The organism is Planomicrobium okeanokoites, assembly GCF_003428875.1.
Classification (GTDB): Bacteria; Bacillota; Bacilli; order Bacillales_A; family Planococcaceae; genus Planococcus; species Planococcus okeanokoites.
On record NZ_QQRS01000001.1, the window covers coordinates 588959 to 613267 of the forward strand.

Below are 24309 nucleotides of genomic sequence, written 5' to 3' on the forward strand. Positions count from 1 at the left end.
TTGACACTCCTATCCTCTGCGTTCCCGTATCAGGCGCCAGTCGACAAAGCCTTCTTTCAGGCCTTTCAGCAGCACTTCCGCAGTGCCCATATTTGTCGCCAGCGGAATATTATAGACATCACAAAGGCGGATCAACGCTGTCACATCAGGTTCATGTGGCTGGGCAGTCAATGGATCACGGAAGAAGATGATCATATCCATCTCATCCTGTGCAATCATCGAACCGATCTGCTGATCTCCTCCTAATGGGCCGGAACGGAATTTATGTACAGGCAGACCTGTTTCATCAATGATCCGCTGGCCGGTTGTTCCCGTTGCATACAATGAATTCTCCATTAATATCGGCTGGTAGGCGATTACAAACTGAATCAGATCATCTTTTTTTCGGTCATGCGCAATTAATGCGATTTTCATGCCATCTTCCCCTTTAGTCGATTATATTTTCCAAACCGTAAACCAAACTTTCAATTTCCATCACTTTATTGATGGACAATGCTACGCCCGACATGAATGATCCACGGTTAAATGAATCGTGTCTGATCGTCAATAGCTGGCCTTCTCCGCCTAAAAGGACTTGCTGATGCGCTACCAAGCCTGGCAATCTCACACTGTGGATTCGCATTCCGTCATAATTTGCGCCTCTGGCTCCAGCAATGGTTTCTTTTTCTTTCGGATGGCCCTGGCTGTGTGCTTCCCGTTTATCAGCGATCAAGTTAGCCGTTTTCATGGCAGTTCCAGAAGGCGCATCCAGCTTTTGATCATGATGCATCTCGATGATTTCTATATCCGGCAAGTATTTGGCTGCCTGTTCAGCGAACTTCATCATCAAAACCGCCCCTATAGCAAAGTTCGGGGCAATGATGCAGCCTATCCCATTTTGCGCGGAATAAGCAGAGAGCTCTTTAAGTTCCTCATCTGAAAATCCAGTGGTGCCTACAACCGGCCGGATTCCAAGTTCCAATGCTTCACGCGTGTGCTCGTAGACTGATTCAGGAGATGTCAGATCTAACAGAACTTCCGGTTTCGTTTCTTTGTTAAGTTCAGCGAGCTTCAAAAAAATCGGCACAGTAAAAGTTTGAGGAAACAATTTGGTATCCGCCAATGTTTCTCCGACTTCTTTATAGTCAAGAACTGAAACCAGCTCCATATTTGGATTTTTCATGACTGTATGTACGGCTTCCTGTCCCATCCTTCCACGCGCTCCTGCGATTGCAACTCGAATAGTCATCAGTTTTCATCCTTTCTGGTCCAGCGATTTTTATCTCTTGTATTGAATTTTTCCAGGACTTGCTCCAAGGAGTCCGTCAAATCGACATCCAGTGAATTTGCCATCGTGATTAAAACGAACAGTAAATCACCCATTTCTTCGGAAATGCTTGCTTCCGTTTCACTGGATTTCTTTTTCTTCGGTCCATAACCGTGATTCACTTCCCTGGCCAGTTCGCCGAGCTCCTCGGTTAATCGGGCGATCATTTCCAGCGGTGTAAAATAGCCTTCTTTAAATTGCGATATATAATCATCAACATCCTGCTGCAAATGTTTCATTGTTTTTTGCTGTGCCATATCTTCACACTCCTGTTTTAATCGTAAAGAAAAGGGATGATGTTGTCAAAATCCTGTCCATAACCCATAATACAAGAGTTGAGCAAAAAGAATGGAGTTGACCTCAAATGAAAAATCTACAAATTAAAAACATTTTCTTCATCTTATTGGGAGCCGCCATCTACAGTTTCGGTTTTGTTCACTTTAATATCCAAAACGAACTGGGTGAAGGCGGCTTCGCGGGTATCACATTGATCTTATACTTCCTTCTTAACTGGGACCCCGCATTGATGAATCTATTATTGAATATTCCAGTTTTCTTTGTAGGCTGGAAGCTGCTTGGGAAAAAAGTGTTCCTTTATACCATCATTGGAACAGTTGCCGTATCAGTTTTTCTCAAGATCTTTCTTGTATATGAAATTCAGATTGACCTGGAACATGACTTGTTCCTTGCCTCACTATTTGCAGGAATTTTTGTAGGAGCTGGCCTAGGCATTATTTTCCGTTACGGGGGCACGACCGGAGGCGTCGATATCATCGCCAGACTGGTCCAGAAATACGTGGGATGGAGCATGGGGAAAACGATGTTCCTGTTCGACGCCGCAGTCATCCTTCTTTCATGGCTGGCATTTCTTGATAACCGTTCGATGATGTATACACTTGTTGCCGTCTTTGTCGGGGCGCGGGTTATCGATTTCGTGCAGGAAGGCGCATACTCGGGACGTGGTGCATTGATCATCTCCAACTCACAGGAAGAGATTGCGAGCCGCATTGCAATTGAAATGGACCGTGGAATAACGATACTCCGCGGCTATGGCCACTTTTCGAAAGAAGAACGCGAAGTGCTGTACTGTGTAGTCGGAAGAAATGAAATCGTCCGATTGAAAAACATCATAAACTCTGTAGATCCTCATGCCTTCGTTTCAGTAATTGAAGTCCATGATGTCATCGGAGAAGGATTTACATTGGATGAACAGAAAATGCCGTTGAATTAACGAAATAGCAAAAAAAAACCGTTCCGATTTTCGTCGGAACGGTTTTCTAGTTATTACGAACGGTTCATGCTTGAGTAGATCAATAAAAGGCGGGCCAGTTCCAGAACAGCAACTGCTGTAGCAGCCACATACGTCATCGCTGCAGCGTTCAATACTTTTTTCGCGTGAGGCTCTTCCTCGTTGCGGATTATATTGGCTGACAGCAATTGGTCCATTGCTCTATTGGAAGCATTGAACTCAACCGGTAAAGTGATGATCTGGAAAATGACACCCATCGCCAATAGGACGATACCAATCAGCAAAGCCCCGCTGAGTTGCGCGAAGAAACCGATCATGATGAACACCCAGGACATATTGGATGAAATATTCACAAGCGGTACCAACCGGTGCCGCAAGCGAAGAAACGAATAATCTTCAGCATCCTGGATTGCATGTCCAACTTCGTGTGCAGCGACCGCTGTTCCGGCTACAGATGCTTCATGAAAATTATTGCTAGATAAAGCTACAGTTTTTTTAAGTGGATTGTAGTGGTCACTTAACATCCCACGGCTTTCAATAACCTTAACATCGTATAATCCATTCTGATCTAATATCATACGGGCAACTTGAGCACCGGTATGACCGGATGTCGAACGCACTTTCGAATACTTGCCGTAAGTTTTTTTTAATTTAAATTGAGCCCATAAAGGCAGGATCAACAAGACTGCGAAATAGATGAGATATGAACCTAAGCCCATGATGTCCTAACACCCTTTCTTTACTATCTGTTGCCCTTATTTTACTTGGTTTGGTCAGTGTTGGTCAACTGAAACGGCGTGGCCTTATTGAGCCAGGCTGCAAAGAAGGCGAATGCAATGCATGCAATCGACAACCAGAATGTAAAGTAGCCGATTTGATTGCTGTATGCTGACAAACTGCTGTATATAGGCATTTGTCCAAAGACATAATCGATTACATCATTATGCAATGTCCAGACTGCAGCCAGTGACACAGCGAGCCATCCAAACCGGTAATGGTCGAGATAAAGGACCGCCTGCAATGCCATGGCGAAATGTGAAACCACCAGCATCCAACCCAGCCAGCCAATATCCCCAGTCTGCCACAACGTTAAAATATTCATAACCACTGCCCATAATCCGTATTTGATCAAAGTGATAAAAGCAAGAGCTTCAATCAGGCTGCTCCGTTTCCCGATCAGCCATAATCCCAATACAATCGTGAAGAAAAGGCTGGCAGTTGGACTGTCAGGTACAAATATCAAATATTTAGGTTCAGTGATGGCCAGTTGCCATCCATACCATATGTAACCGTAAATGGTTCCGCCCAAATTCACAAAAAACAGCAATAACAGGAATGGCTTGAACATCAGCCAGGCGGACAATTTATTGACAAAGGAAAGCATTGGATTTCTTCCTTTCAAGATAGCAAAAAAGAGCCGGTTTCCCGGCTCTCTTTTTAGTATGTTATTCTGCTTCAAGACCTGAGATGAATTCTGCCATAACCTGCAGGTCTTCTTCTGTACCATCCCAAGATGGCGGCATGGATTGTACTCCGCCTTCTTCGATACCGTTGACAGCAATTTCAGCGATTTCTTCCGGAGACAAGCCAGTTCCTACAAGTGTAGGTCCGACAGCTCCTTCCAAATTATCACCGTGACAGCTGATACAAGCGGCACCTGCATATATTTCATATCCAGGATCGGATGTATCGATTTCAACTTCTTCTGTAATCTGGCCTTGAGCTTCAGCAGCTTCCCAGTCATGGTTAGCTACGGATTCCCAAGTAAGGAAGATGATTGAAGCGATTGCCAAAAGCATGAAGCCTGTTGGAAGAGGCCGTTTTGACGGGCGTCTTTCCGGTCCGCGATCCAAGAATGGAGCCAAAGCCAATGCCCCGAATGCGAGACCTGGAATAATGATGGCACCTACAACATTGAATGGGCCTGAAGCGAATTCGTATTTAAGTAATTGATATAAGAATAAGAAATACCAGTCTGGCAATGGAATATAAGCTGTATCAGTCGGATCCGCCTGACCTTCAAGAGGTGACGGGTGAGCGACAGTCAAAAGCAGATAACCGATCAAGAAGACTGCACCAATCATCCATTCTTTCAAAAGGAAGTTTGGCCAAAAAGCTTCTGTCTTGCCAGGGTATTCGGAATAATCTTTCGGGATATTCGGCTTGCGATGTTCCATTCCTGGTACGCGCGAATCCCCTACAAATTTCATCCCTTTTCCGCGATGCATAGTGTCCCCTCCTTTAAAAATCCGTTAAGCCGCATTGCTTACAATGGGCCTGAAATACCCTGTCTCCGAATCATGATAAAATGCGCCGCAAGCAACCCAAGCAAAGCAGCAGGCAAGAAGAATACATGAATGGCGAAGAAACGGGTCAAGGTTTGTGCACCAAGAATCGTAGAATCCCCGGCTAGCAATACTTTGATCATACCGCCGATCAATGGAACGGATGCAGCGATTTCGATACCAACTTTAGTAGCGAACAATGCTTTCATGTCCCATGGAAGCAGGTAGCCTGTGAAACTCAATCCAAGGATGACACCGAAAAGCATAACGCCTACTACCCAGTTCAATTCACGCGGTTTTTTATAAGAACCTGTGAAGAATACGCGAAGCGTATGAAGGAAAATCATAACTACTACAAGAGAAGCTCCCCAGTGGTGCATACCGCGCACGATTTCTCCGAATGCTACTTCATTCTGGAGATAATAAACCGACTGCCAGGCATTCTCGATATCTGGTACGTAGTACATAGTTAAGAACATACCGGATAAGATCTGAATTACCGTGATGAAGAACGTCAATCCCCCAAAACAATAAACGAATGCTGAAAAGTGGTGTGCGGGGTTTACGTGTTCCGGTACTTCATGGTCTGCAATATCACGCCAGATCGGCGTAATGTCCAGACGCTCATCAACCCAATCATATAACTTGTTTAGCACTGGTGTCGTACCCCCTAACTATTAAACTAATGTGTTTGGTCTTACTGCGCCGATAGCTACATAGCCATCTTGCTCTTCGACAAGATATTCATCGAGTGGCCCAAGCGGTGGCGTTCCTGCGATATTCTGTCCATTTTTCTCATAACGTCCGGCGTGGCATGGGCAGAAAAATTGCGTTGGGTGTTCCGGATCGCCGGCCCAGTTTACTGTACAGCCCAAATGTTTGCAGACCGGTGAAAGTGCGATCAATTTATCGCCTTCTTTGTAGACCCAAGCTGAGTTCGTTACTTCAGATACATACCATGCATCTGTTTGTTCAAATGTAAAATCGACACGCACTGGTTCTTCAGTGATATCTTCCACACGTTGATCAGTCAATACGAAGTCGCCTGCGCCCTTCTGCTGAAGAACCGGGTCAACTGCAAAACGAACCATCGGCATCAGCATTCCTGCTGCCATGAATCCGCCGACTCCTGTTAATGTGTAGCCTAAAAATTGACGTCGTGATACACGATTGTTACTCATCCTTTTCCCCCCTCTAACATTCAAGGTCAGTCCAATGGACATACTCATTCAAATATAATTACTAGGACAACCTAATGATATATCAATCGAAAGTGCAGGTCAATAATGCTGTGAAGCTAAAAGCCAGTTTGTGAACATTTCATGAAGCTTATGACCATTCTTTTAAAAATAATGGGAGCACTTGCCGCAACTGGTCTTCCATCACTGATTGCTTGAAATTCCTGTCCATATGTTCGGTTGGAATCGCCGGCAGCCATAAGACATTCTTCAACTCTTCAACTGAACGCCATTCAGCGTCCGTTGTCATGTAAAACACATGCTTGAAGCCTGCCTTTTCCATTTCTGATGAAATTTCATCAGACAATCTGTTTCTGTCTGCGTTTTTCGTATACGCCACAGGTGGAAACAGTAAAATGCGCCCTTTAAATTGTTTTTCCAGCATAGCAGTGAGAGACTGGAGATATTCCGAGGCGCCAGCGCTTGACTTTAGGCCCGCCTCACTCAAGTCCAATTGCAGCAACGGCACTACCGCTGTATCCACATAATCTTTTTGGCTCAGGTACTGGTCCATGTCTTTGCCGATAAAATGCATGTAATCTACTCACCTTTCATTTTCTTGATCGCTTGTATGTTATGCAGCAAAGTGGACAATTCGAAGAATTTCTCTTTGTCATTGGCATCCAATGCTTCGTCAATCTGTTTCAGCAGCTTTTCCTCCTGGAAAGAAGACAAGCTGTCTGCCAGAATGTCTTCCGCAAGCTTCCGATCCTGTTCATTGATGGTTTCATCCAATGGTATATATGGATTTTCCTCAAGTACAGATAAATAGAGCGGCGTTGGCGGCCGGTTGGGAAAATTCAATTGGAGATAAAGATCCTGCTCCGGGTTTAACCGCAGATCATGAAAAGATTTTTCAGCATCGGCAGTCATCAAATTGCCCTTATAAAAACGGAACGGCAATTCTTTTGATTCTGTCGAGGACATAACCATTGCACGGGGGCAATAATGTGCTTCTTCAACGAAATGGGTTTTTTCAAGAAGCTCATCATTGCTGAGCATGTAATTCAAGATCCAGATGCATTCCCTGCGTTTCATTTTATATGATTGAAGAAACCATCGCACAAACTGCTTTTTATCCCCTACTGAGACTGAAGCGGTCATGTAAAATCCTCCTCTCATTCGAAAGATTGCTGCATATCCAGCCATTCCTGATTGTCTGGTTCCAAAACCTGCAACTCTTTTAATATTTCAAGAGCACGTTCCCTTTTTCCTTCTTCAATCAGGAAACGGACATACTTCCCGAGAAATTCCGAATCTTCGCGGAAAGCGGGATAAGATAAGTCAAAATAAGTGGCGGCTTGTTCAAATTGTTCAGTTCGTTCATAGGCTTCGGCGACCATCGGATATAATCCCGCCCAGTCGTCCCCGCTTTCAATTGCCGCTTCTACAAGTTCAAGCACTTCTTCGTCCATTTCCTTCGAATGGAAATAGGACACAAGGGCAAAAATCGCTTCCATGTATTCGGGATCCAGAGCGACAGCCTGCCTGAGATTTTCCACTCCATCTTCGGTGTTCCCCAGCTTCAACGCCAGTTTGCCTGCAAATAGGTATAATTCCTTATCGAATTCATCTCTCTTCAAGCCTTCTTTAATGGCTTCATAGGCAGCTTTATAATCCTCGGCCATATTAAGGCTCTGTGCCTTCAATAAATAAGCTGAAAAATAATCGGGATCCAGCACAATCAATTCATCAAGCCGCTGAACCGCACGTTCATACTGCTGTGTCTGAAATGCAGCAACAGCTGCACCGAATAGAACGTCAGGCTGAACCTGATCCTCCAGTGCTTCTTCATAAAATGGCAGCGCTTCTTCATAAGCAGCACCAGCGCTGTATACTTCTGCCAGACGTTCAGAAAAATTGACGCCATCAATTTCAACGCCATCAGATTTAAGATCCTGATAAATTTTCGCAGACTCCAAATACCTTCCGGAATCCAATAGCAGCTCCGCTTTCGCCTGCATCAGCAGCGGTTCAGCAGGAAGCAAGGCAATAGCTTCATTCAAACGGTTCTCTGCCGCTTCCATCAAGCCTTGCAGCTGAAATAAATCCGCCAGTGTAACCAGTGCCTGAGCATAATATTCATCATCCTTCGGAATTTCCATCAACAGGTTCAAAGCTTCGTCTTCACGGTCAGCTTCAATCAGCAGATTGGCCCTGTCGATCTTCAACTGGCTTTCTTCAGGAAACAGATACTCGAGATGCTCCAGCACTTTGACAGCCTCTTCGACAAACCCGATTTCCCCCAGCCATTCCGATAACCCGTATTGTTCATCCGGATCACCTTCCAATAAATAGGAATCCAACAGTGCATTCAGTTTACCCATATCCCCTGTCTCTACAGCTTTTTGAATCTCTTCTACAGTTGCCATACAATCACCTATTCTTTCAATTTCCTACTTCCATCCTACACGATACGCTGATTTAAGCATAATAAAAACCCCCCCGAAGGAGAGTCAGACAAGCAGGCTATTCACATGTTCAAAAAATCCTGGATAAGACACCGCTATACAATCCGGGTCGTCGATTGTCACCGGACCTGAAGCTGCCAGTGCAGCTACTGCAGCCATCATTCCGAGTCTGTGATCACCATATGTTTTCATGTCCGCACCATTGAGCGCAGTCGGACCATGGATAACCATTCCATCATCGGTCGCTGTAATGTCAGCGCCCATTTTGGAAAGTTCATCGACCACAGCCGTAATTCTGTCTGTTTCTTTTACACGCAGCTCTTCAGCATCTTTTATAACGGTAACGCCATTGCATTGAGTGGCGATCAAAGCGATGATCGGTATTTCATCAATCAGCCTTGGAATCAACGCACCGCTGATTTCAATTCCTTTGAGTTGGGAAGATCGGATCACCAGGTCCGCAGAACGTTCTCCCTCAGTTTCTTTCTCTTCAATATCAAAATCAGCGCCCATTTGGCTGATTACATCCAGAATCCCCGTCCTTGTAGGATTAGTGCCCACATTTTCCAAACGGATTTCACTTCCGGGTGTTATAAGCGCTGCTCCGATGAGGAATGCTGCAGAAGATATATCGCCAGGAACTTTCACATGACGGGCTGACAGCGATTGCCCGCCGGCCACTTCGATGATATTTTCATGGCGATTGATATCCGCTCCGAAATGACGGAGCATGATTTCTGTATGGTCTCTTGTCGCTACAGGTTCTTCAATTGTCGTTCTTCCCTCTGCGTGCAAGGCTGCCAGCAAAATTGCGGATTTCACCTGCGCACTGGCAACCGGCAAAGTGTAATCGATAGCCTTTAAGCGAGTGCCTTGAATTGCCAGTGGAGTGAACTGTCCGTTTGATCGGCCACGAATATCCGCCCCCATTAATCTGAGAGGGTCGACGATCCGCTTCATGGGACGCTTGGCGATCGATTCATCTCCAGCCACGACTGTATGGAATGGCGTACTGGCTAAAAGCCCCAGCATCAGCCGGGTGGTTGTTCCGGAATTGCCGGTATCCAAAACCTCATCCGGTTCCTTCCATCCTCCGATGCCTTTGCTGTTGATGGTTACTTGACTGCCTCGCAGATCAATTTCCACACCCAGTTTCCGGAAACAGGCGATTGTACTCAGACAATCAGCCCCCAGCAGAAAACCTTCGACAGTGGTCGTTCCAGAAGCGATGGCACCGAACATTATGGAGCGGTGAGAAATTGATTTATCGCCCGGCACTGTAAGCGTGCCTTTTAATGAGGATTTCTCGAATTTCAAAATCGTTGACAACTCTGTTTCCTCCCTTTATGAAATATAGGCATCGTACACCGTGCGCTCAGCAATGCACGCTTTCGCCTTTTCCCGGTCCTCAGCGGTTTGAAAACTCATCACTAGAATCCCGAAAACATCTTCACGTGTTTCCAGAATACGCAGATTGACGATGCTGATTTTCTCTTCTGCCAGGTAACCGGTCAGTTCAGAGATGACACCGGGAACATCCGGAATATCAACATAAAGGTCGAATACCGAATACATGGCGCCATGCCCTGCAATCGGCAATTGATCCCTCACGGATTTAGCTTTCTCGAAATATTGCCGTATCGGCTCTTCTTCATTAATTTCAAGTAAATCCTTTAATTTGGACATTTCTTCAATCCATAAGTTCAGCTGTGCCATAATCATGCCGTTATTCTGTGTAGTGATGTCCCTCCACATGATCGGATCCGAAGACGCTATGCGGGTAATATCACGAAAACCTCCCGCTGCCAATTGCCTTGTGAACGGATAGGCCTGTTCCCGGTCCAGCTGATGCACCAGTGAAGCGGCGATCAGATGCGGGAAGTGGCTGACAATCGAAGTCATGTGATCGTGCTCTTTAGCCGTCAGCACTTCAACTTTCGCCTTTGTCACTGACAGCAAGCTTTTCAGTTCATCTATGTGTGAGTCTTCAGCCAGAAGCCCTGGAGTTAAAATATAGTAAGCATTTTCAAAAAGGACGTCCTTTGCCGCTTCGACACCGCTCTTATGGGAGCCCGCCATTGGATGGCCGCCAATGAACACATGGTCCATTTGTTCAGCAGCTTCCATAATCTCCATTTTAGTGCTCCCGGTGTCACTGATGATCACATCATCCTTCAAATTCCAGAAACGGCTTTGCTGCAGCAGTTTCTTCGCAGCGCCTACGGGAGTTGCCAGTATAATGAAATCTGCTTCAGAAGCTGCTTCCTCAAGGGACAATGCAGCCCGGTGGATGATGCCCATTTTATAAGCTTTCCGGACAGTCAGCGCATCTGTGTCATAGCCAACTATCAAGGCATTGTCATGCCGCATTAAAGCTTTTGCCAAAGAACCGCCTATCAGCCCAAGACCTATAATAAGAATATTCTTTTTCACCGCTTATGCACCTTGCTGTCTTTTAAAAGGTCGGGACGCAATTTTACCGCATCATTCATATAGACATGATGAATATCTTTTTGCGTTACCGGTGTATTGACATGCATCATCACCCGTATGCATAAAGGCATGCTGCCGGGCACATCCATTTCATGGGTGCACATCACCGGCACAAACGTCCAATTTTCAATCGTCCTTACAGCTTTGGCAGGAAAAGCCGAAGAAATGTCAGTGGTCGTCGATATCACTACTGAAGCGACCAGTTCCGGGTCTACCTGATTTTGTTCAGCCATTTCCAGTACCAGTTTTCTTGTCTCACTCAATATTTCTTCCGGATTGTCGGCAGAAACGGTAATTGCCCCTCTTATGCCCCGCATCATCATATATGCATCTCTCCTAACTTTGCGCTCAACGCCATAAATGTTCTTCTCGCCGTTTGTTCATCGATTGTTTCCATATATGGTCTGCCTGTCTCTTTCAACAGCACAAAGTTCAATAAACCTTCCGACGACTTTTTATCTTTTTTCATCACAGCTGACAGCTTTTCAAAACTCAATTTATTTATGGCATTAAGTGGGTACTTGTTATTAATGCACCATTCAAGAAATTCCCCCGATTTTTCATGGCCTGATAATTCCAATGCATAAGCCATACCGATCGCCACCGCTTCACCGTGTGTAATTGTGCCATAACCGGACACCGCTTCAATTGCATGCGCCAGTGTATGACCGAAATTCAGGAATTTCCGGACACCGCTTTCGAACTCATCTTCTTCGACAATTGCCGATTTGACCGCAATCCCTCTCTCCAGATAAACAGCTAAGTCCTTTTCATCCATTTGCGAAAAGTCGTTGACAGCCAATAATTCAGCCAGCCAGTCTTCATTGGAAATAAAAGCGTGCTTGATAACTTCAGCCATGCCCGAACGGACTTCCTGCACTGGCAATGTCTTCAGAAAATGCGTGTCGTAAATAACTGCCGAGGGCTGATAAAAAGTCCCTATCATGTTTTTGCCGGAAGGATGATTGATGGCTGTCTTTCCGCCTACAGCACTGTCATGGGCTAAAATAGTGGTGGGAATCTGGATAAACCGGATTCCTCTCATGTAAGTGGAAGCGACAAATCCAGCCAAGTCCCCAGTTGCTCCGCCGCCAAATGCCAAGAGGATCGATTTTCTTGAAAAATTATGATCCAGCAGAAATGTTTGGCAATCCATGAAACAGTCGATCGATTTTGCCTGTTCGCCTGCTGGTATCTTAAAAATGAATATTTCAACGGTGTCTTTTAAATGTGCATTCAGATAATCCAGATGAAGCGCAGCAACTTTCTCATCCGCGATGATGCCGATTTTATCCGTGTTTTCCAACATTCCCCTGTAATTTTCCTGAAGCACCTTTAACATACCCTGTCCAATATGGACCTCATAAGGTTTTGCCGCTTCTACTGTCAGCGTAGCCATAGAATCAGAACTCCTTTGTATACGTTAAGTAATCAGCGATATTCGCTTGAAGGCGAGGCAGTTGATCGGCATCGAATTGCTCCAGCAGCGCATTTGCAACTTCCCATGCCACCACATGCTCAGCCACTATCGATGCGGCTGGGACAGCACAACTGTCAGACCGCTCAATACTGGCCTGGAATGGTTCTTTCGTTTCAATGTCCACACTTTGGAGCGGTTTGTACAAGGTAGGTATCGGTTTCATGACACCACGCACTACAATTGGCATACCAGTCGTCATACCACCTTCAAAACCGCCTAAGTTATTCGTTTTCCGCGTGTAGCCCTGAGCTTCACTCCACAATATTTCATCGTGGACCTGGCTTCCGGGCTTTCTCGCCATTTCAAAGCCGAGACCGAATTCGACGCCTTTGAAAGCATTTATGCTCATAACCGAAGCGGCGATTTTAGCATCCAGTTTGCGGTCATAATGGACATAGCTCCCGATTCCTGCCGGCATCCCTTCCACGATCACTTCCACCGTTCCGCCGATTGAATCTCCGTTCTTTTTCGTTTCGTCTATCAGATCAGTCATTTGCTGAGTCACTGAAGGATCAGCACAATAAACCGCGTCTTTTTCGACAAGTTCCCGGATTTCAGCTGCAGATTTTCCGGTATAGCTTTCAGGATTCACTTTGATGCCGCCGATTTCCGTTACATGCGATACCAATTCGATGCCCAATTGGGACAATAATTGCTTGGCAACTGCACCAACAGCTACACGGACTGTAGTTTCTCTGGCTGAAGAACGTTCAAGCACATTCCTTAAATCACGGTGGCCATATTTCATTCCGCCATTCAAATCAGCATGTCCGGGACGAGGACGCGAAATTTGCCTTTTGACTTCATCTGTCTCTTCAATCGGTTCAATGCCCATTACATTTGTCCAATGTTTCCAGTCATCATTCTTAACAACCAACGCAACCGGTGATCCAAGTGTTTTGCCGTGACGCACTCCGGAAACGATCTCCACCGTATCGGTCTCGATCTGCATTCTTCTTCCTCTGCCGTGTCCGCCTTGCCTTCTTTTTAATTCTTTATTGATCATTTCGGCTGTCAGCGGCAACTGTGCCGGCAAGCCTTCTATAATGGCTGTCAATTGTGGGCCATGTGATTCTCCTGCTGTCAAATAACGCATAAACGCTTTCCCCCTTCAACGCACTAAAGTATTTATGTATCACTATAACACATAATATTTCATCAATTCTATACGAAATTGCCGGGAAAGTGAACTATATCAGCACTTTATGTGCAATAAGGAAAAAAGGATAAAAAAAAGAGATGGCAAAAGCCACCTCTTAGTTCCGGATTAGTTAACCCAGCTGCTCATTGTTTTTTCGTAAGATACCAATTCTTCTTCTTTGAAGAACAAGCCGATTTCACGTTCTGCGCTTTCAGCAGAATCTGATCCGTGGATCATGTTTTTGCCGACAGTAACTGCGAAGTCGCCGCGGATTGTTCCTGGAGCTGCATCTTTAGGGTTTGTAGCGCCCATCATTTGACGTGCAGTCAAAATAACGTTTTCGCCTTCCCAAACCATTGCGAATACAGGACCTGAAGTGATGAATTCAACCAATTCGCCGAAGAACGGACGCTCTTTGTGCTCGCCGTAATGCTCTTCTGCCAATTCAGTTGGAATTTGCATCAATTTAGCACCTGCAAGATTGTAGCCTTTTTTCTCGAAACGGGCAACGATTTCTCCGATTACATTGCGTTGCACACCATCAGGTTTAACCATTAAAAATGTTTTTTCCATTAATGAACACTCCTCTATTAAAAGCTCGGGCATAAGTTGCCCACCTTAAAAAATACTATCATTATGAAGCTGATTGTCAACTACCAGCTTAAAACTTTCTCTTTCCAATGAATAAAGCGATTTTTCTCATGGTCTTGCTGGCATTTCCTTTCGGCAGATGCGCAAGCTCCTGCAAAGCTTTATCCAAGTAGAGATCGCTGACGGCCTTTGCTTCCTTCAAAGCTGAACTGTTGCGGATCATCTCAACAACTGCCCTGCGTTCACTATCTGTCATCGCTTCCCCGACCGTTTCTTTCAGACGGCTGTAAATTTCCGGGTCTTTCCTGGCGAAAAGAACAGGCAACGTAATATTCCCCTGAATGAAATCACTGCCTGCAGGTTTGCCAAGTTCTTCATCTGATGAAGTAAAATCCAGAATATCATCGGTTATCTGGAATGACATTCCGATAAAATAACCGAATCTGCGCAAACGCGCGGCAGTTTCCTTATCCGTTCCTGACACAGTCGCCCCCAGTTCACAGCTCGACGAAATCAGCAATGCTGTTTTGCGTTTGATACGGCGCAAATAATCACGAACCGACTGATCCAATTTAAACTTGTCCTCGATTTGGATGATTTCACCCCGACAGACTTCAATCATCGTCCTGGACAAAATATCATGGATTTTCGGATCTTCAATAACAGTAATATATTCCAGTGCACGCGCCAATATGAAATCTCCCGTATACATCGCCACACTATTATTCCACTGCGCTTTGACAGTTGCCTGGCCTCTTCTCATTTCAGAATCGTCAATGACATCGTCATGGACCAGAGAAGCCATGTGAATCAATTCAAGCGGCACTGCCACCTGCTTCATCACATCGACGTTATAATCGCCGAATTTTCCTGCAAGCAAAACAAAAACAGGCCGGATTCTTTTTCCTCCGGCCTGCAATAAGTGTAGGGAAGCTTCGTTAAGGAGGAGTGAATTGGAGTCTACAGCGACTTCCAGTTCTTTTTCAATCATTTCCAATTCCGGTCTAAGGTCGGAATAGAGCAATTTCAACTTCACCTTTTCCACTTAAAAACCTTCTCCCGCTATTTTACTTTTTTGATCCCCATATGGAGTGCAGCTGCACCGCCGGTATAAGGCTTGTATTTAACTTTTTCAAAGCCGACTTTGACAAACAGTTTCGCCAATTGTTTCATGCCAGGGAATTCTTTTGCGGATTCCTGGAGCCAGGAATATTCCTTATAGCTCTTAGCGAAAAGTTTTCCGAAAACAGGCATGACAAAACGGAAATAGAATCGGAAAAACGGTTTGAAAAGAAGGCTTTCCGGCTGGGAGGTCTCAAGACAGGCAATCATGCCACCAGGTTTGAGGACCCTATGCATCTCAGATAAAACCTGTTCGTAATCGGGGACATTGCGTAATCCGAAACCGATTGTCGCAAAATCAAAAGAGTTGTCTGGGTACGGCAAAGACATTGCGTTCCCCTGCACCAATTCAACCTGCGGCAAATGCCTCGTCTTTTCAACACCGACGTTCAGCATATTCTGGCTGAAGTCCAATCCTACCACACGGCCATTGCCCCCAGCCGCTTCGGCAAGTGCAATGGTCCAATCAGCCGTCCCGCAGCATACATCAATTGCAGAAGCACCAGGTGTCACCTGCATTTTATGCATTGTATCCTTACGCCATTTATTGTGCTGCTGAAAACTGATGACCGAATTCATCTGGTCATAATTACCGGAAATCTTTTCAAATACTTCGTGTACACGCTGTTCTTTTGTTTTTGGCATTTCAGTCATCCTTCTCGGGTAAGCTGTTCAGCTAAGTGCTGATGCGGTGTAATTTGATGAAGCATAAAATTTTTCAGGCCGAAGTCCATGGGATGGGCATCCAACACCTTTGTCAACTCGGCATGTGATGCATCCAGTTTATCCAATAGCCAGCGTTCTGAGTATAGCGGCAATGGCAGAGCATGATTCAACTTGCGCAGGATATTTGTTTCAACGCCATTCCGGTAAGCATCCAGCTGGTTGGAGAAATGGACATACTCCAAAGCCGGCTTGGAAATGGCCCTGTACTGAGAGAAACCATAGAAATTATAAAAAATGTTCAGCAACTCGGTTTCGATGACTTCAGCAGCCGCTTCAACACCTGAAGCGGGCATGATGGTTTTTTCGTACAGTGATGCTTTTTTCTCGCTTACACCGATGATCCCGCTGGCCAATAATTGAATCAGCTTGATATTATTCGTATTGCTTAGCATTTGATAGTAGATGCCGCTGTAAAAATCTCCGGCCAGTACAGTCAGCTGCTGGCTTTTGCTTATCGGCGAGTCTTCCTCGACCTGATCGTGGGCATGTAAAGCAGCGTAGACGATAGCTACTGTTTTAGCAGAATCCTCAATGTCATTCGACCATTGTTTTCCATCAAAAAAAGGCAATAGTAAAAAGAACAAACGCGCCCGTTCAATTGATGGGCCGGCTGTATATTTATCAAGTGTCCTCTGATGCAGCGCCTGCAGGACATCGATTTCCATTGATGTTATTTTCGAATGTATTTGTAGGTCATTCATACCGCGTGCTCCATTCGTGATTTAGCAATTCTACATAAGTTCTACATAAGTATAACACAGCAACTAATGTGGCTTCATCCATTTGGTCCTATTTCTTGGTTTCACTTTCGACTACGCCATGGGCAGAATGGATTTCAGCTTTGCCGCGTATTTTCATAGCAGAAGTATGTTCAGTGAATTGGGCGATCATCACTTCGCCTTTATCGAGTTTTTCAGTATGATGGAATTTAGTATCATTGCCGCGAGTCAATCCTATGACATTAACACCGTCTTCTTGAGCCCGAATTACAATATATTCAGTTTGTGCCATGTTCCCGCCTGCTTTCCAGTATTTTAATTTTTAGTAATGTAAGTAATGACTTCAGAACGCTTGATAGCGTCCGTCTCAAGTATGCCGCGAGCTACCGCAGTTACAGTGGTCGCCCCAGGCTTTTTAATACCGCGCATCGTCATGCACATATGTTCCGCTTCAACCATGACAAATACTCCATGCGGGTTCAGCGTTTCCATCATTGAATCGGCGATAGTGGAAGTGATCCGTTCCTGAAGCTGTGGACGTTTCGCAACGGTCTCCACTGCCCGGGCCAATTTGCTTAACCCTGTCACAACACCATCCCTTGGAATATAGGCGATGTGAGCTTTGCCAAAGAAAGGCACCAAATGGTGTTCGCACATCGAATAAAACGGAATATCTTTTACCAGAACCAGTTCTTCGTGCCCTTCGTGGAATACAGTCTTAAAATATTCCTTTGGATCTTCTTTCAAGCCAGAAAAGACTTCTGCGTACATTTTTGCCACGCGCTTAGGTGTGTCATGCAAACCTTCACGGGTTACATCTTCTCCGACCGCTTCCAAGATCATCGAAACAGCTTCTTCAATTTTTTCAAGGTCTACATTCTGCAATTCCGTATCGGTCACAATGGTTCCTCCTGTAAAAGATGAATTCAAATTCATCCATGTTTTATGTAATTTCATCATTTATGTCAAATAATCAACGCTTAGGTCCAATCAATGATAAGGTTCATTTTGATAGGAAAAGGTCCCGGAAAATCCACACTGCAACCTCATCCATCTTAGCATAAGAATCTTAGCATAATAGCGGGTGTTTCGCAAAATTAGCGCTTATGCGGTAAAAGGCGAAATCCGCAGCTTTCAGCTTGTTTGAACTGTTGGAAAGAGGTCTGGAATGCTGTCTGCATAACACTTGCAAACTATGAACTCCGGTATAGCAAGTATGGGAAGAATCAATTGAGTATAATTTGCCATAAAAAATACATAAAATACTCTTCCTACAAGAAAAGAATGGCTCCAGCGGAATACTGATTCCGTCGGAGCCATTCTATGTACAGCACTGTAGCTTATTTCACCGCGTCTTTAAGCGCTTTACCTGGCTTAAATGCAGGGACTTTGCTAGCAGCGATTTCGATTTCAGCACCAGTTTGTGGGTTGCGTCCTTTACGGGCTGCGCGTTCACGTACCTCGAAGTTACCGAAACCGATCAACTGTACTTTATCACCTTTAGTTAATGCGCCTTGAATCGCTTCAAAAGCTGCGTCTACTGCTTTAGCAGCATCTTTACGGGAAAGCTCAGCTGATTCAGCAACAGAGTTCACTAATTCTGTCTTGTTCATGCTATTCACCTCCTCTCAAAGGGGATGTTTACCATCAATCCTGTAAAAAGAGTATCACATCGAAAAACGCATAGCAACCACTAATACCGCGGTTTCAGCAGTTTCAGGCCAAATACTGACAAAATATTCTAAAAAGAATGGTTTTCTACTAAAAACATCGTTAAAACACCATTCTTTATTCATTCAGAAATATTGGCTCCCTGTTTTCATCGATGGTGTATGGCAATGAATAAGCCGGCAATACTGCATTATCTTCATATAAAAGAAATCGAATATCCTCACCCTGCTGCAATTCCCCTTCATATTCCTGAAGTGCTGTATATAGATCCATGGAATAATCGACGTAAACCATACCGCGCCCAGTAATGACTAGAGGAAGATTTCTTCCGCTATATGGACTGACCACAGTCGGCTCTTCGTTGAATCCCATTGCCTCATGATTGAATTTATACACATTGTCCGCAACGATCTCCGATATAGGCGCTTGGCCTCCGTTAGCGCTTTTTCTGACATTAACGGCGCGAATCGTTTCAGCCATGCGCAAATCCACTAATTTAACTGTAGGGTTTTCGTCGACATCCATCAATACATATTGAAAAATCCCTCCTGTTTCAAACGCGTTGGTAGGAATCTCCGCCATATAATCCGGCACTATTTTACTGAAATCGACCGGATATTTGATGAATTGATCTACATCCATATCCCTCGTCTTGATCGGCAGTAAGCCTCCGCTGGTGTTACGATACTGATTCACAGCGTTTTGTACAGAAATCAATTGGTCTTCGTAAGGGATCTGATTTTCCGCACGTTCACTTTCCGGGAACATGCAAGCACTCAAGAGTAATGCAGTGGAAATAAAGAGCAGAAAAAGTATTGTCTTTTTCATATTTTTCACCTCATGCGCCGCCAGTTGGTCCGCTGAAGACCGTGAAAACCATGATGAAGAATCCAAGTATCAGCAGAATATATGCAACCAGGGCAAAAATAAATTTAATGATGCCATTATTTAATTTGTATCTGCTTAAGTAAATCATTCCCATTGAGATAATCAAAAAAGCAATCCCGGCAAATGATACCCACATTTTATCCAAAGAACTCATAAAACAGCCGCCTCTCGTTCGGTTTCAGACCATAGTATAGCATATTAAGGACCTTGTTGCCCCTGGAGAATTTGACAGTGACAGTACAATTTACTGCTTCTGATCGAACCGCACCAATCCATGCCAAAAAAAAAGAAGCAGCACATTTGCGCCGCTTCAATACCCAGCTTAAAGCAAGTCGATCAGGTCTTCCATTTCATTTTTCTTCATTCTGCCCATCAAATGCCCGACCGCTTCATCAGTTGGCACATTCTCGAACAGGACGCTGTATAGGGCCTCTGTAATCGGCATAGGCACTTCAAAAGCTTTCGCCATTTGATGCGCAGCTTTTGTTGTACGTATCCCTTCGACTACCATGCCCATTTCCTCCAGCACTTCATCAAGTGATTTGCCTTTTCCAAGCATATTGCCTGCGCGCCAGTTTCTTGAATGCTGGCTTGTACAAGTGACGATCAAATCACCGACACCAGTCAACCCAGAGAACGTCAACGGCGTCGCGCCCATTTTCACACCCAGACGGGCTATTTCTGCCAGTCCACGCGTCATGATGGCCGCTTTTGCATTGTCCCCGAGGCCGAGGCCATCGGTAATCCCCACCGCTAACGCGATGATATTCTTCAACGCGCCGCCGATTTCCACACCTATCACATCCGTATTCGTATAGACACGGAAATACTGGTTCATGAACATATCCTGAACCCGTTCGGCGGAATGAGTGTTTTCACATGCCGCAGTCACTGTGGTCGGATGCTCGAGCACCACTTCTTCAGCATGGCTCGGTCCCGACAACACAACAAGATCCTCAATCCATTTTTCCGGAATTTCTTCACGGATCAGCTCACTGACACGTTTCAGGCTATCCGGTTCGATGCCTTTGGAAACATGGACAAAAAGTGATGGTTTTTCAATGTATCCAGCGATGTCCGCTGACACTTCACGCATCGCTTTTGTCGGAACCGCCAGAACATGAACATCTGCATGCTTCACAGCCTCTTCGATGTTGCTGGTCGCTTTAAGACTGTCAGGAAGCTTGATGCCTTTTAAATATCTTTCATTACTGTGCCTGTTTATTTCTTCTGCCTGTTCAGCGCGATGTGACCAAAGCAAGATGTCATGGCCATTTTGAGCAAGAACGTAGCTTAGAGCTGTCCCCCAGCTCCCGGCCCCATATACAGTAATTTTTTCCATAATCAAACTACCACCTTTATCCTATTAAGTGCGGGCACGGGTAATAAGACGGAGGGGTGTGCCTTCAAAATCGAAACTTTCCCGTATCCTGTTCTGCAGAAATCTTATATAACTGAAATGCATCAATTCCGGTTCATTGACAAATACCACGAAAGTAGGCGGCTGAACTGCCACTTGCGTCACGTAATATAAGCGCAGTCGCTGTCCTTTATCCGATGGTGCCGGGTTCATCGCCACAGCATCGGCGATGACTTCATTCAGAATGCTCGACTGTATGCGGCGTGAATGGTTTTCATTCACTTTATTGATGGTTTCAAGTATGCTGTGCACACGTTTGCCGCTGATAGCTGAAACGAACATGATCGGAGCATAATCCAGGAAAAGGAAATGTTCGCGAATTTTGCGCGTCATTACATTCATCGTTTTTTCATCTTTTTCAATAGCATCCCATTTATTGACGACGATTATTACCGCTTTGCCAGCTTCATGGGCATATCCCGCAATTTTCTTGTCCTGTTCCTGTATGCCTTCTTCAGCATTCAGGACCACAAGAACAACATCGGATCGTTCAATAGCACGTAAAGCGCGAAGCACACTGTATTTTTCAGTGGTTTCATAGACTTTCCCTTTTTTGCGCATTCCGGCTGTATCAATGATGACATACGGTTGACCTTCATATTCATATTGGGTATCAACTGCGTCCCTGGTTGTGCCAGCCACTTCGCTCACAATTACACGTTCTTCCCCAAGGAATGAATTGACCAAAGATGATTTGCCCACATTCGGACGTCCGATCAATGAGAACTTGATAACGTCCTCAGGATAATCCTCTTCGTCTTCCTTAGGGAAATTTTTAGCGACTTCATCCAAGAGATCGCCAAGACCAAGTCCGTGAGAGCCAGAGATTGCAAAAGGCTCACCCATGCCAAGTGTATAAAAATCGTAAATCATCGATTTCATATCAGGATTATCGATTTTATTGACTGCCAAAATGACAGGCTTTTTCGCACGGAACAGGATTTTAGCAACTTGCTCATCCTGGACGGTCACGCCATCCCTGCCGTTGACCAGAAAAATGATTACATCGGCTTCGTCCATGGCAATCTCTGCCTGCTGCCGAATTTGTTCAAGAAACGGTTCGTCCCGGAGGTCGATCCCGCCTGTATCGATTATATTGAATTCATGTGTCAGCCAATCTGCAGAACTGTAAATACGGTCACGCGTCACTCCTGGAATATCTTCCACGATGGAAACGCGTTCTCCTACTATACGATTAAAAATCGTAGACTTACCTACGTTCGGCCGGCCGACTATTGCTACTACCGGTTTTGACATAATAATTTCATCCTTCCACTTCTAATATACCTATTATACACGAAAAAGAGGACGGCATCGTGTAAATGTCCATCCCCCTCCAATGGTGCAATATTCAGTTTTTCACAGGATTTGCAAAAACAGCCGGATCAAAGCCCCTCGCAATCAGATAATTGCCCAAATTACCGGAAATCACAATCGGACATCGCTGAAGATCACGGATATTGCCAGCACCGAGTGCCGTCATCATCATCGCCAGATCTTCATGCAGCTCGAAGACGCTCTCGATCAGTTTTGATTCACCTTCATCGATCGCAGTCTTTAAAAAAGAGCCCGCCAGACCCGCTGCATCCGCTCCGAGCACAAATGACTTAATGATATCCTGGGCATTTTTAATTCCGCCTGAAGCTAAAACGATGCCATTGAAAGCTTTTTTGACTTCGATAATAGCCGCGGCTGTCGGAATGCCCCATTCCTGAAAATAATCCAGCTTTTTCGCGCGGCGCTCGTTTTCGATTTTCGCGAAATTCGTCCCGCCGTATCCGCTTGCATCGATGGCAGCTACCTTGGTGCCGGCCAACTTCAGAGCCGTTTCATATGAAATTCCAAATCCCGTTTCTTTAACAATGACCGGCACTGGAAGAGATTCTGAAATATGGTGAATTCTTTCAAGCGCACCTTTAAAATCACGGTCACCTTCAGGCATCGTCAGCTCCTGCACCACATTCAAGTGAATCTGGAGAGCGTCCGCTTCAATGATTTCTACAGCCTCCATAGCTTGGTCAAAGGTCGCTTCACTGCCGAGATTCGAAAATATGATGCCGTCCGGATTCTCTTTTCGAACGACTTTGAATGACGGCCTTTCAGAACGGTCCTTTATCGCTGACATTTGAGATCCGACTGCCATAGCCATTCCTGTTTCCTTCGCCACTCTGGCGAGCATACCATTGAGTTTTTCTGTATGATCTCCGCCGCCGCCTGTCATAGCATTAATAAAAACAGGTGATTTTAAATTCAAATCACCTGTTTTTGGACGCAAATCGATATCTTCTACTCCAAGACCGGGTAATGCCTGATGGACAAAACGAATGTCTTCAAACATTGTCCCCGCTCCTTGGCCAGCAGTCAAAGCATAATTGATATGATCCATCTTGCGTTGAGCCCTCGACATTTACTCGGATTTGAACCCTTTCAATTTATCGCCGATGACATCACTGATGGAGAAGCCGCTGGATTCTTCAGGAATATCATAATCAGAGAAATCCTGTTCGCCTTCTTTTTCCTGAAGTTCCTTGATGCTTAATGACGGGCGTTTATCTTCTTTATTGACATCAAGGACTTTCACTTGAACTTCGTCACCTTCACTGATCACTTCGTTAGGTGTCGCAATGTGTTTATGGGCAATCTGTGAGATGTGCACGAGACCTTCAACACCCGGCAACACTTCAACAAATGCCCCATAGCTTACAAGGCGTTTAACTTTTCCGGTGTGAACAGAACCTTTTGGCGCTTTCTCTTCAATGGAATCCCATGGTCCAGGCAGTGTATCTTTGATGGAAAGCGAAATCCGTTCAGCATCACGATCAACTGAAAGTACTTTAACCTTCACTTCCTGTCCTTCTGTCACCGCATCAGATACCTGGTCGATATGTTCATGGGAAAGCTGGGAAATGTGGACAAGGCCATCCACTCCTCCGATATCAACAAAGGCACCGAAAGATGCAATACGCTGCACTTTACCTTCAATCACATCGCCTGGATGGATATTTTCCATCACTTCCACTTTGTGCGATTCTTTCTCTTTCTCGACCACTGCGCGGTGAGAAAGTATCAGACGATTATTTTCTTTTTCCATCTCAACTATTTTAAAAGTCATGACTCTGCCTTTATAATCTTCGAATGATTCCACAAAATAATCTTCGACAAGGGAAGCCGGCACAAATCCGCGGACGCCAAGGTCAACAACCAGTCCGCCTTTGACCACATCTTTAACTTCCGCTTCGATGATTTCACCCGAATTGAATTTTTCTTCTAATTTATCCCATGCTTGTTCGGCATCCACTTTTCGTTTGGATAAAACAAAGTTCTCGTCTTCCACTTTTGTAATCACCAGATCAAGAATATCTCCCACTTGTACGGAATCTGATGCTTTTTCAATATGGAGGCTCGATAACTCACTGATTGGAATAACCCCATCAAAAGGAGCACCTTCGATTGTAACTGTTACTGCTTTCTCTTCGATTTTAGCAACTGTACCTTTAACGTGATCTCCAGTTTGGAACCCATTGTTTTCCATCATGTTCATTTCCTCAGACATAAGTAGCCCTCCTTCA

30 protein-coding genes are annotated in these 24309 nt (G+C 45.0%); 1 reads left to right on the plus strand and 29 read right to left on the minus strand.

Annotation, left to right across the window (positions count from 1 at the left end; translation table 11 throughout):
- Positions 1-9: 9 nt before the first annotated feature.
- The 3 genes from mgsA to D2910_RS03020 are packed head-to-tail and all read right to left on the minus strand — an operon-like array spanning position 10 to position 1563.
- A complete protein-coding gene (gene mgsA / locus D2910_RS03010) occupies positions 10-414 on the minus strand; it encodes a methylglyoxal synthase (RefSeq protein ID WP_084245546.1) in 405 nt (134 codons plus the stop codon).
- Between the two features lie 13 nt (positions 415-427).
- Positions 428-1228, minus strand: coding sequence for a 4-hydroxy-tetrahydrodipicolinate reductase (dapB, locus tag D2910_RS03015; protein ID WP_117312366.1), 801 nt, complete (start codon positions 1226-1228; stop codon positions 428-430).
- Positions 1228-1563: a nucleotide pyrophosphohydrolase gene (locus tag D2910_RS03020; protein ID WP_117312367.1), complete on the minus strand. Its 336-nt coding sequence runs from the start codon at positions 1561-1563 to the stop codon at positions 1228-1230. The genes dapB and D2910_RS03020 overlap by 1 nt, the downstream gene beginning before the upstream one ends.
- Before the next feature lie 107 nt (positions 1564-1670).
- Between D2910_RS03020 and D2910_RS03025 the strand changes: the two genes are divergently transcribed.
- Positions 1671-2537 (plus strand): YitT family protein, encoded by an 867-nt coding sequence (locus tag D2910_RS03025; protein ID WP_084245540.1) that lies wholly within the window; start codon positions 1671-1673, stop codon positions 2535-2537.
- A gap of 53 nt (positions 2538-2590) precedes the next feature.
- On the opposite strand, the gene D2910_RS03030 is transcribed toward D2910_RS03025, so the two are convergent.
- From D2910_RS03030 to rpsA, 26 genes are all read right to left on the minus strand, one after another.
- On the minus strand, positions 2591-3274 hold the full coding sequence (locus tag D2910_RS03030) for a zinc metallopeptidase (protein ID WP_117312368.1): 684 nt from the start codon (positions 3272-3274) through the stop codon (positions 2591-2593).
- 41 nt (positions 3275-3315) lie between these two features.
- Positions 3316-3939, minus strand: coding sequence for a lipoprotein heptaprenylglyceryl N-acetyltransferase LhaT (gene lhaT, locus D2910_RS03035; RefSeq protein ID WP_117312369.1), 624 nt, complete (start codon positions 3937-3939; stop codon positions 3316-3318).
- Positions 3940-4000: 61 nt separating this feature from the next.
- Positions 4001-4783: a menaquinol-cytochrome c reductase cytochrome b/c subunit gene (locus D2910_RS03040; protein WP_084245534.1), complete on the minus strand. Its 783-nt coding sequence runs from the start codon at positions 4781-4783 to the stop codon at positions 4001-4003.
- 38 nt (positions 4784-4821) lie between these two features.
- Positions 4822-5496, minus strand: coding sequence for a menaquinol-cytochrome c reductase cytochrome b subunit (gene qcrB, locus D2910_RS03045; protein WP_084245532.1), 675 nt, complete (start codon positions 5494-5496; stop codon positions 4822-4824).
- A 21-nt stretch (positions 5497-5517) separates the two neighbouring features.
- Positions 5518-6021 carry a Rieske (2Fe-2S) protein gene (locus D2910_RS03050; protein WP_084245530.1) on the minus strand — a complete coding sequence of 168 codons (504 nt, stop codon included), beginning with the start codon at positions 6019-6021 and terminating at the stop codon, positions 5518-5520.
- Between the two features lie 148 nt (positions 6022-6169).
- Positions 6170-6613 (minus strand): YpiF family protein, encoded by a 444-nt coding sequence (locus D2910_RS03055; RefSeq protein ID WP_117312370.1) that lies wholly within the window; start codon positions 6611-6613, stop codon positions 6170-6172.
- Between the two features lie 5 nt (positions 6614-6618).
- A complete protein-coding gene (locus D2910_RS03060; RefSeq protein WP_084245526.1) occupies positions 6619-7182 on the minus strand; it encodes a ReoY family proteolytic degradation factor in 564 nt (187 codons plus the stop codon).
- 14 nt (positions 7183-7196) lie between these two features.
- Positions 7197-8450, minus strand: a complete 1254-nt coding sequence (locus D2910_RS03065) for a tetratricopeptide repeat protein (RefSeq protein WP_117312371.1) — start codon at positions 8448-8450, stop codon at positions 7197-7199.
- 84 nt (positions 8451-8534) lie between these two features.
- Complete coding sequence (gene aroA, locus D2910_RS03070; RefSeq protein ID WP_117312372.1) at positions 8535-9818, minus strand: 3-phosphoshikimate 1-carboxyvinyltransferase; 1284 nt, start codon at positions 9816-9818, stop codon at positions 8535-8537.
- Between the two features lie 15 nt (positions 9819-9833).
- Complete coding sequence (locus tag D2910_RS03075) at positions 9834-10922, minus strand: prephenate dehydrogenase (RefSeq protein ID WP_117312373.1); 1089 nt, start codon at positions 10920-10922, stop codon at positions 9834-9836.
- The gene (gene aroH, locus D2910_RS03080; protein WP_084246795.1) at positions 10919-11302 is read right to left on the minus strand and encodes a chorismate mutase; all 384 of its coding nucleotides are present in this window, start codon (positions 11300-11302) and stop codon (positions 10919-10921) included. Before aroH ends, D2910_RS03075 begins: the two co-directional genes overlap by 4 nt.
- A complete protein-coding gene (gene aroB, locus D2910_RS03085) occupies positions 11302-12381 on the minus strand; it encodes a 3-dehydroquinate synthase (protein ID WP_117312374.1) in 1080 nt (359 codons plus the stop codon). The genes aroH and aroB overlap by 1 nt, the downstream gene beginning before the upstream one ends.
- Before the next feature lie 4 nt (positions 12382-12385).
- Complete coding sequence (gene aroC, locus D2910_RS03090) at positions 12386-13558, minus strand: chorismate synthase (protein ID WP_084245516.1); 1173 nt, start codon at positions 13556-13558, stop codon at positions 12386-12388.
- Positions 13559-13729: 171 nt separating this feature from the next.
- Positions 13730-14176, minus strand: coding sequence for a nucleoside-diphosphate kinase (gene ndk / locus D2910_RS03095; RefSeq protein WP_084245512.1), 447 nt, complete (start codon positions 14174-14176; stop codon positions 13730-13732).
- 88 nt (positions 14177-14264) lie between these two features.
- Entirely contained in the window at positions 14265-15239 is a 975-nt protein-coding gene (hepT, locus tag D2910_RS03100) for a heptaprenyl diphosphate synthase component II (RefSeq protein WP_084245510.1), read from the minus strand.
- Between the two features lie 17 nt (positions 15240-15256).
- Positions 15257-15961 (minus strand): demethylmenaquinone methyltransferase, encoded by a 705-nt coding sequence (locus D2910_RS03105; RefSeq protein WP_084245508.1) that lies wholly within the window; start codon positions 15959-15961, stop codon positions 15257-15259.
- 5 nt (positions 15962-15966) lie between these two features.
- Complete coding sequence (locus D2910_RS03110; RefSeq protein WP_117312375.1) at positions 15967-16743, minus strand: heptaprenyl diphosphate synthase component 1; 777 nt, start codon at positions 16741-16743, stop codon at positions 15967-15969.
- Positions 16744-16831: 88 nt separating this feature from the next.
- Entirely contained in the window at positions 16832-17053 is a 222-nt protein-coding gene (gene mtrB / locus D2910_RS03115; protein WP_101802910.1) for a trp RNA-binding attenuation protein MtrB, read from the minus strand.
- 23 nt (positions 17054-17076) lie between these two features.
- Entirely contained in the window at positions 17077-17646 is a 570-nt protein-coding gene (folE, locus tag D2910_RS03120) for a GTP cyclohydrolase I FolE (RefSeq protein ID WP_117312592.1), read from the minus strand.
- Between the two features lie 455 nt (positions 17647-18101).
- Entirely contained in the window at positions 18102-18374 is a 273-nt protein-coding gene (locus D2910_RS03125) for an HU family DNA-binding protein (protein WP_084245500.1), read from the minus strand.
- A gap of 175 nt (positions 18375-18549) precedes the next feature.
- Complete coding sequence (locus D2910_RS03130; RefSeq protein ID WP_084245498.1) at positions 18550-19260, minus strand: hypothetical protein; 711 nt, start codon at positions 19258-19260, stop codon at positions 18550-18552.
- Positions 19261-19270: 10 nt separating this feature from the next.
- The gene (locus D2910_RS03135) at positions 19271-19474 is read right to left on the minus strand and encodes a DUF2768 domain-containing protein (protein WP_084245496.1); all 204 of its coding nucleotides are present in this window, start codon (positions 19472-19474) and stop codon (positions 19271-19273) included.
- Positions 19475-19642: 168 nt separating this feature from the next.
- The gene (locus D2910_RS03140; RefSeq protein ID WP_084245494.1) at positions 19643-20662 is read right to left on the minus strand and encodes an NAD(P)H-dependent glycerol-3-phosphate dehydrogenase; all 1020 of its coding nucleotides are present in this window, start codon (positions 20660-20662) and stop codon (positions 19643-19645) included.
- A gap of 24 nt (positions 20663-20686) precedes the next feature.
- A complete protein-coding gene (gene der, locus D2910_RS03145; protein ID WP_084245492.1) occupies positions 20687-21997 on the minus strand; it encodes a ribosome biogenesis GTPase Der in 1311 nt (436 codons plus the stop codon).
- 94 nt (positions 21998-22091) lie between these two features.
- Positions 22092-23147, minus strand: coding sequence for a type 2 isopentenyl-diphosphate Delta-isomerase (fni, locus tag D2910_RS03150; protein WP_084245490.1), 1056 nt, complete (start codon positions 23145-23147; stop codon positions 22092-22094).
- Complete coding sequence (rpsA, locus tag D2910_RS03155; RefSeq protein ID WP_117312376.1) at positions 23148-24293, minus strand: 30S ribosomal protein S1; 1146 nt, start codon at positions 24291-24293, stop codon at positions 23148-23150.
- Positions 24294-24309 lie beyond the last annotated feature (16 nt).

Excerpts from the sequence above, each read along its gene's own strand:
- D2910_RS03040 (WP_084245534.1), bottom strand. The coding sequence starts at position 4,783 with ATGCATCGCGGAAAAGGGATGAAATTTGTAGGGGATTCGCGCGTACCA.
- D2910_RS03020 (WP_117312367.1), bottom strand. The coding sequence starts at position 1,563 with ATGGCACAGCAAAAAACAATGAAACATTTGCAGCAGGATGTTGATGAT.
- D2910_RS03110 (WP_117312375.1), bottom strand. The coding sequence starts at position 16,743 with ATGAATGACCTACAAATACATTCGAAAATAACATCAATGGAAATCGAT.
- D2910_RS03055 (WP_117312370.1), bottom strand. The coding sequence starts at position 6,613 with ATGCATTTTATCGGCAAAGACATGGACCAGTACCTGAGCCAAAAAGAT.
- aroB (WP_117312374.1), bottom strand. The coding sequence starts at position 12,381 with ATGGCTACGCTGACAGTAGAAGCGGCAAAACCTTATGAGGTCCATATT.
- D2910_RS03060 (WP_084245526.1), bottom strand. The coding sequence starts at position 7,182 with ATGACCGCTTCAGTCTCAGTAGGGGATAAAAAGCAGTTTGTGCGATGG.
- ndk (WP_084245512.1), bottom strand. The coding sequence starts at position 14,176 with ATGGAAAAAACATTTTTAATGGTTAAACCTGATGGTGTGCAACGCAAT.
- dapB (WP_117312366.1), bottom strand. The coding sequence starts at position 1,228 with ATGACTATTCGAGTTGCAATCGCAGGAGCGCGTGGAAGGATGGGACAG.
- D2910_RS03135 (WP_084245496.1), bottom strand. The coding sequence starts at position 19,474 with ATGAGTTCTTTGGATAAAATGTGGGTATCATTTGCCGGGATTGCTTTT.
- D2910_RS03025 (WP_084245540.1), top strand. The coding sequence starts at position 1,671 with ATGAAAAATCTACAAATTAAAAACATTTTCTTCATCTTATTGGGAGCC.
- D2910_RS03030 (WP_117312368.1), bottom strand. The coding sequence starts at position 3,274 with ATGGGCTTAGGTTCATATCTCATCTATTTCGCAGTCTTGTTGATCCTG.
- rpsA (WP_117312376.1), bottom strand. The coding sequence starts at position 24,293 with ATGTCTGAGGAAATGAACATGATGGAAAACAATGGGTTCCAAACTGGA.
- D2910_RS03125 (WP_084245500.1), bottom strand. The coding sequence starts at position 18,374 with ATGAACAAGACAGAATTAGTGAACTCTGTTGCTGAATCAGCTGAGCTT.
- mgsA (WP_084245546.1), bottom strand. The coding sequence starts at position 414 with ATGAAAATCGCATTAATTGCGCATGACCGAAAAAAAGATGATCTGATT.
- D2910_RS03105 (WP_084245508.1), bottom strand. The coding sequence starts at position 15,961 with ATGCCAAAAACAAAAGAACAGCGTGTACACGAAGTATTTGAAAAGATT.
- D2910_RS03050 (WP_084245530.1), bottom strand. The coding sequence starts at position 6,021 with ATGAGTAACAATCGTGTATCACGACGTCAATTTTTAGGCTACACATTA.
- mtrB (WP_101802910.1), bottom strand. The coding sequence starts at position 17,053 with ATGGCACAAACTGAATATATTGTAATTCGGGCTCAAGAAGACGGTGTT.
- aroC (WP_084245516.1), bottom strand. The coding sequence starts at position 13,558 with ATGCGTTATTTGACAGCAGGAGAATCACATGGCCCACAATTGACAGCC.
- D2910_RS03130 (WP_084245498.1), bottom strand. The coding sequence starts at position 19,260 with ATGAAAAAGACAATACTTTTTCTGCTCTTTATTTCCACTGCATTACTC.
- fni (WP_084245490.1), bottom strand. The coding sequence starts at position 23,147 with ATGTCGAGGGCTCAACGCAAGATGGATCATATCAATTATGCTTTGACT.
- lhaT (WP_117312369.1), bottom strand. The coding sequence starts at position 3,939 with ATGCTTTCCTTTGTCAATAAATTGTCCGCCTGGCTGATGTTCAAGCCA.
- der (WP_084245492.1), bottom strand. The coding sequence starts at position 21,997 with ATGTCAAAACCGGTAGTAGCAATAGTCGGCCGGCCGAACGTAGGTAAG.
- D2910_RS03140 (WP_084245494.1), bottom strand. The coding sequence starts at position 20,662 with ATGGAAAAAATTACTGTATATGGGGCCGGGAGCTGGGGGACAGCTCTA.
- aroH (WP_084246795.1), bottom strand. The coding sequence starts at position 11,302 with ATGATGCGGGGCATAAGAGGGGCAATTACCGTTTCTGCCGACAATCCG.
- D2910_RS03065 (WP_117312371.1), bottom strand. The coding sequence starts at position 8,450 with ATGGCAACTGTAGAAGAGATTCAAAAAGCTGTAGAGACAGGGGATATG.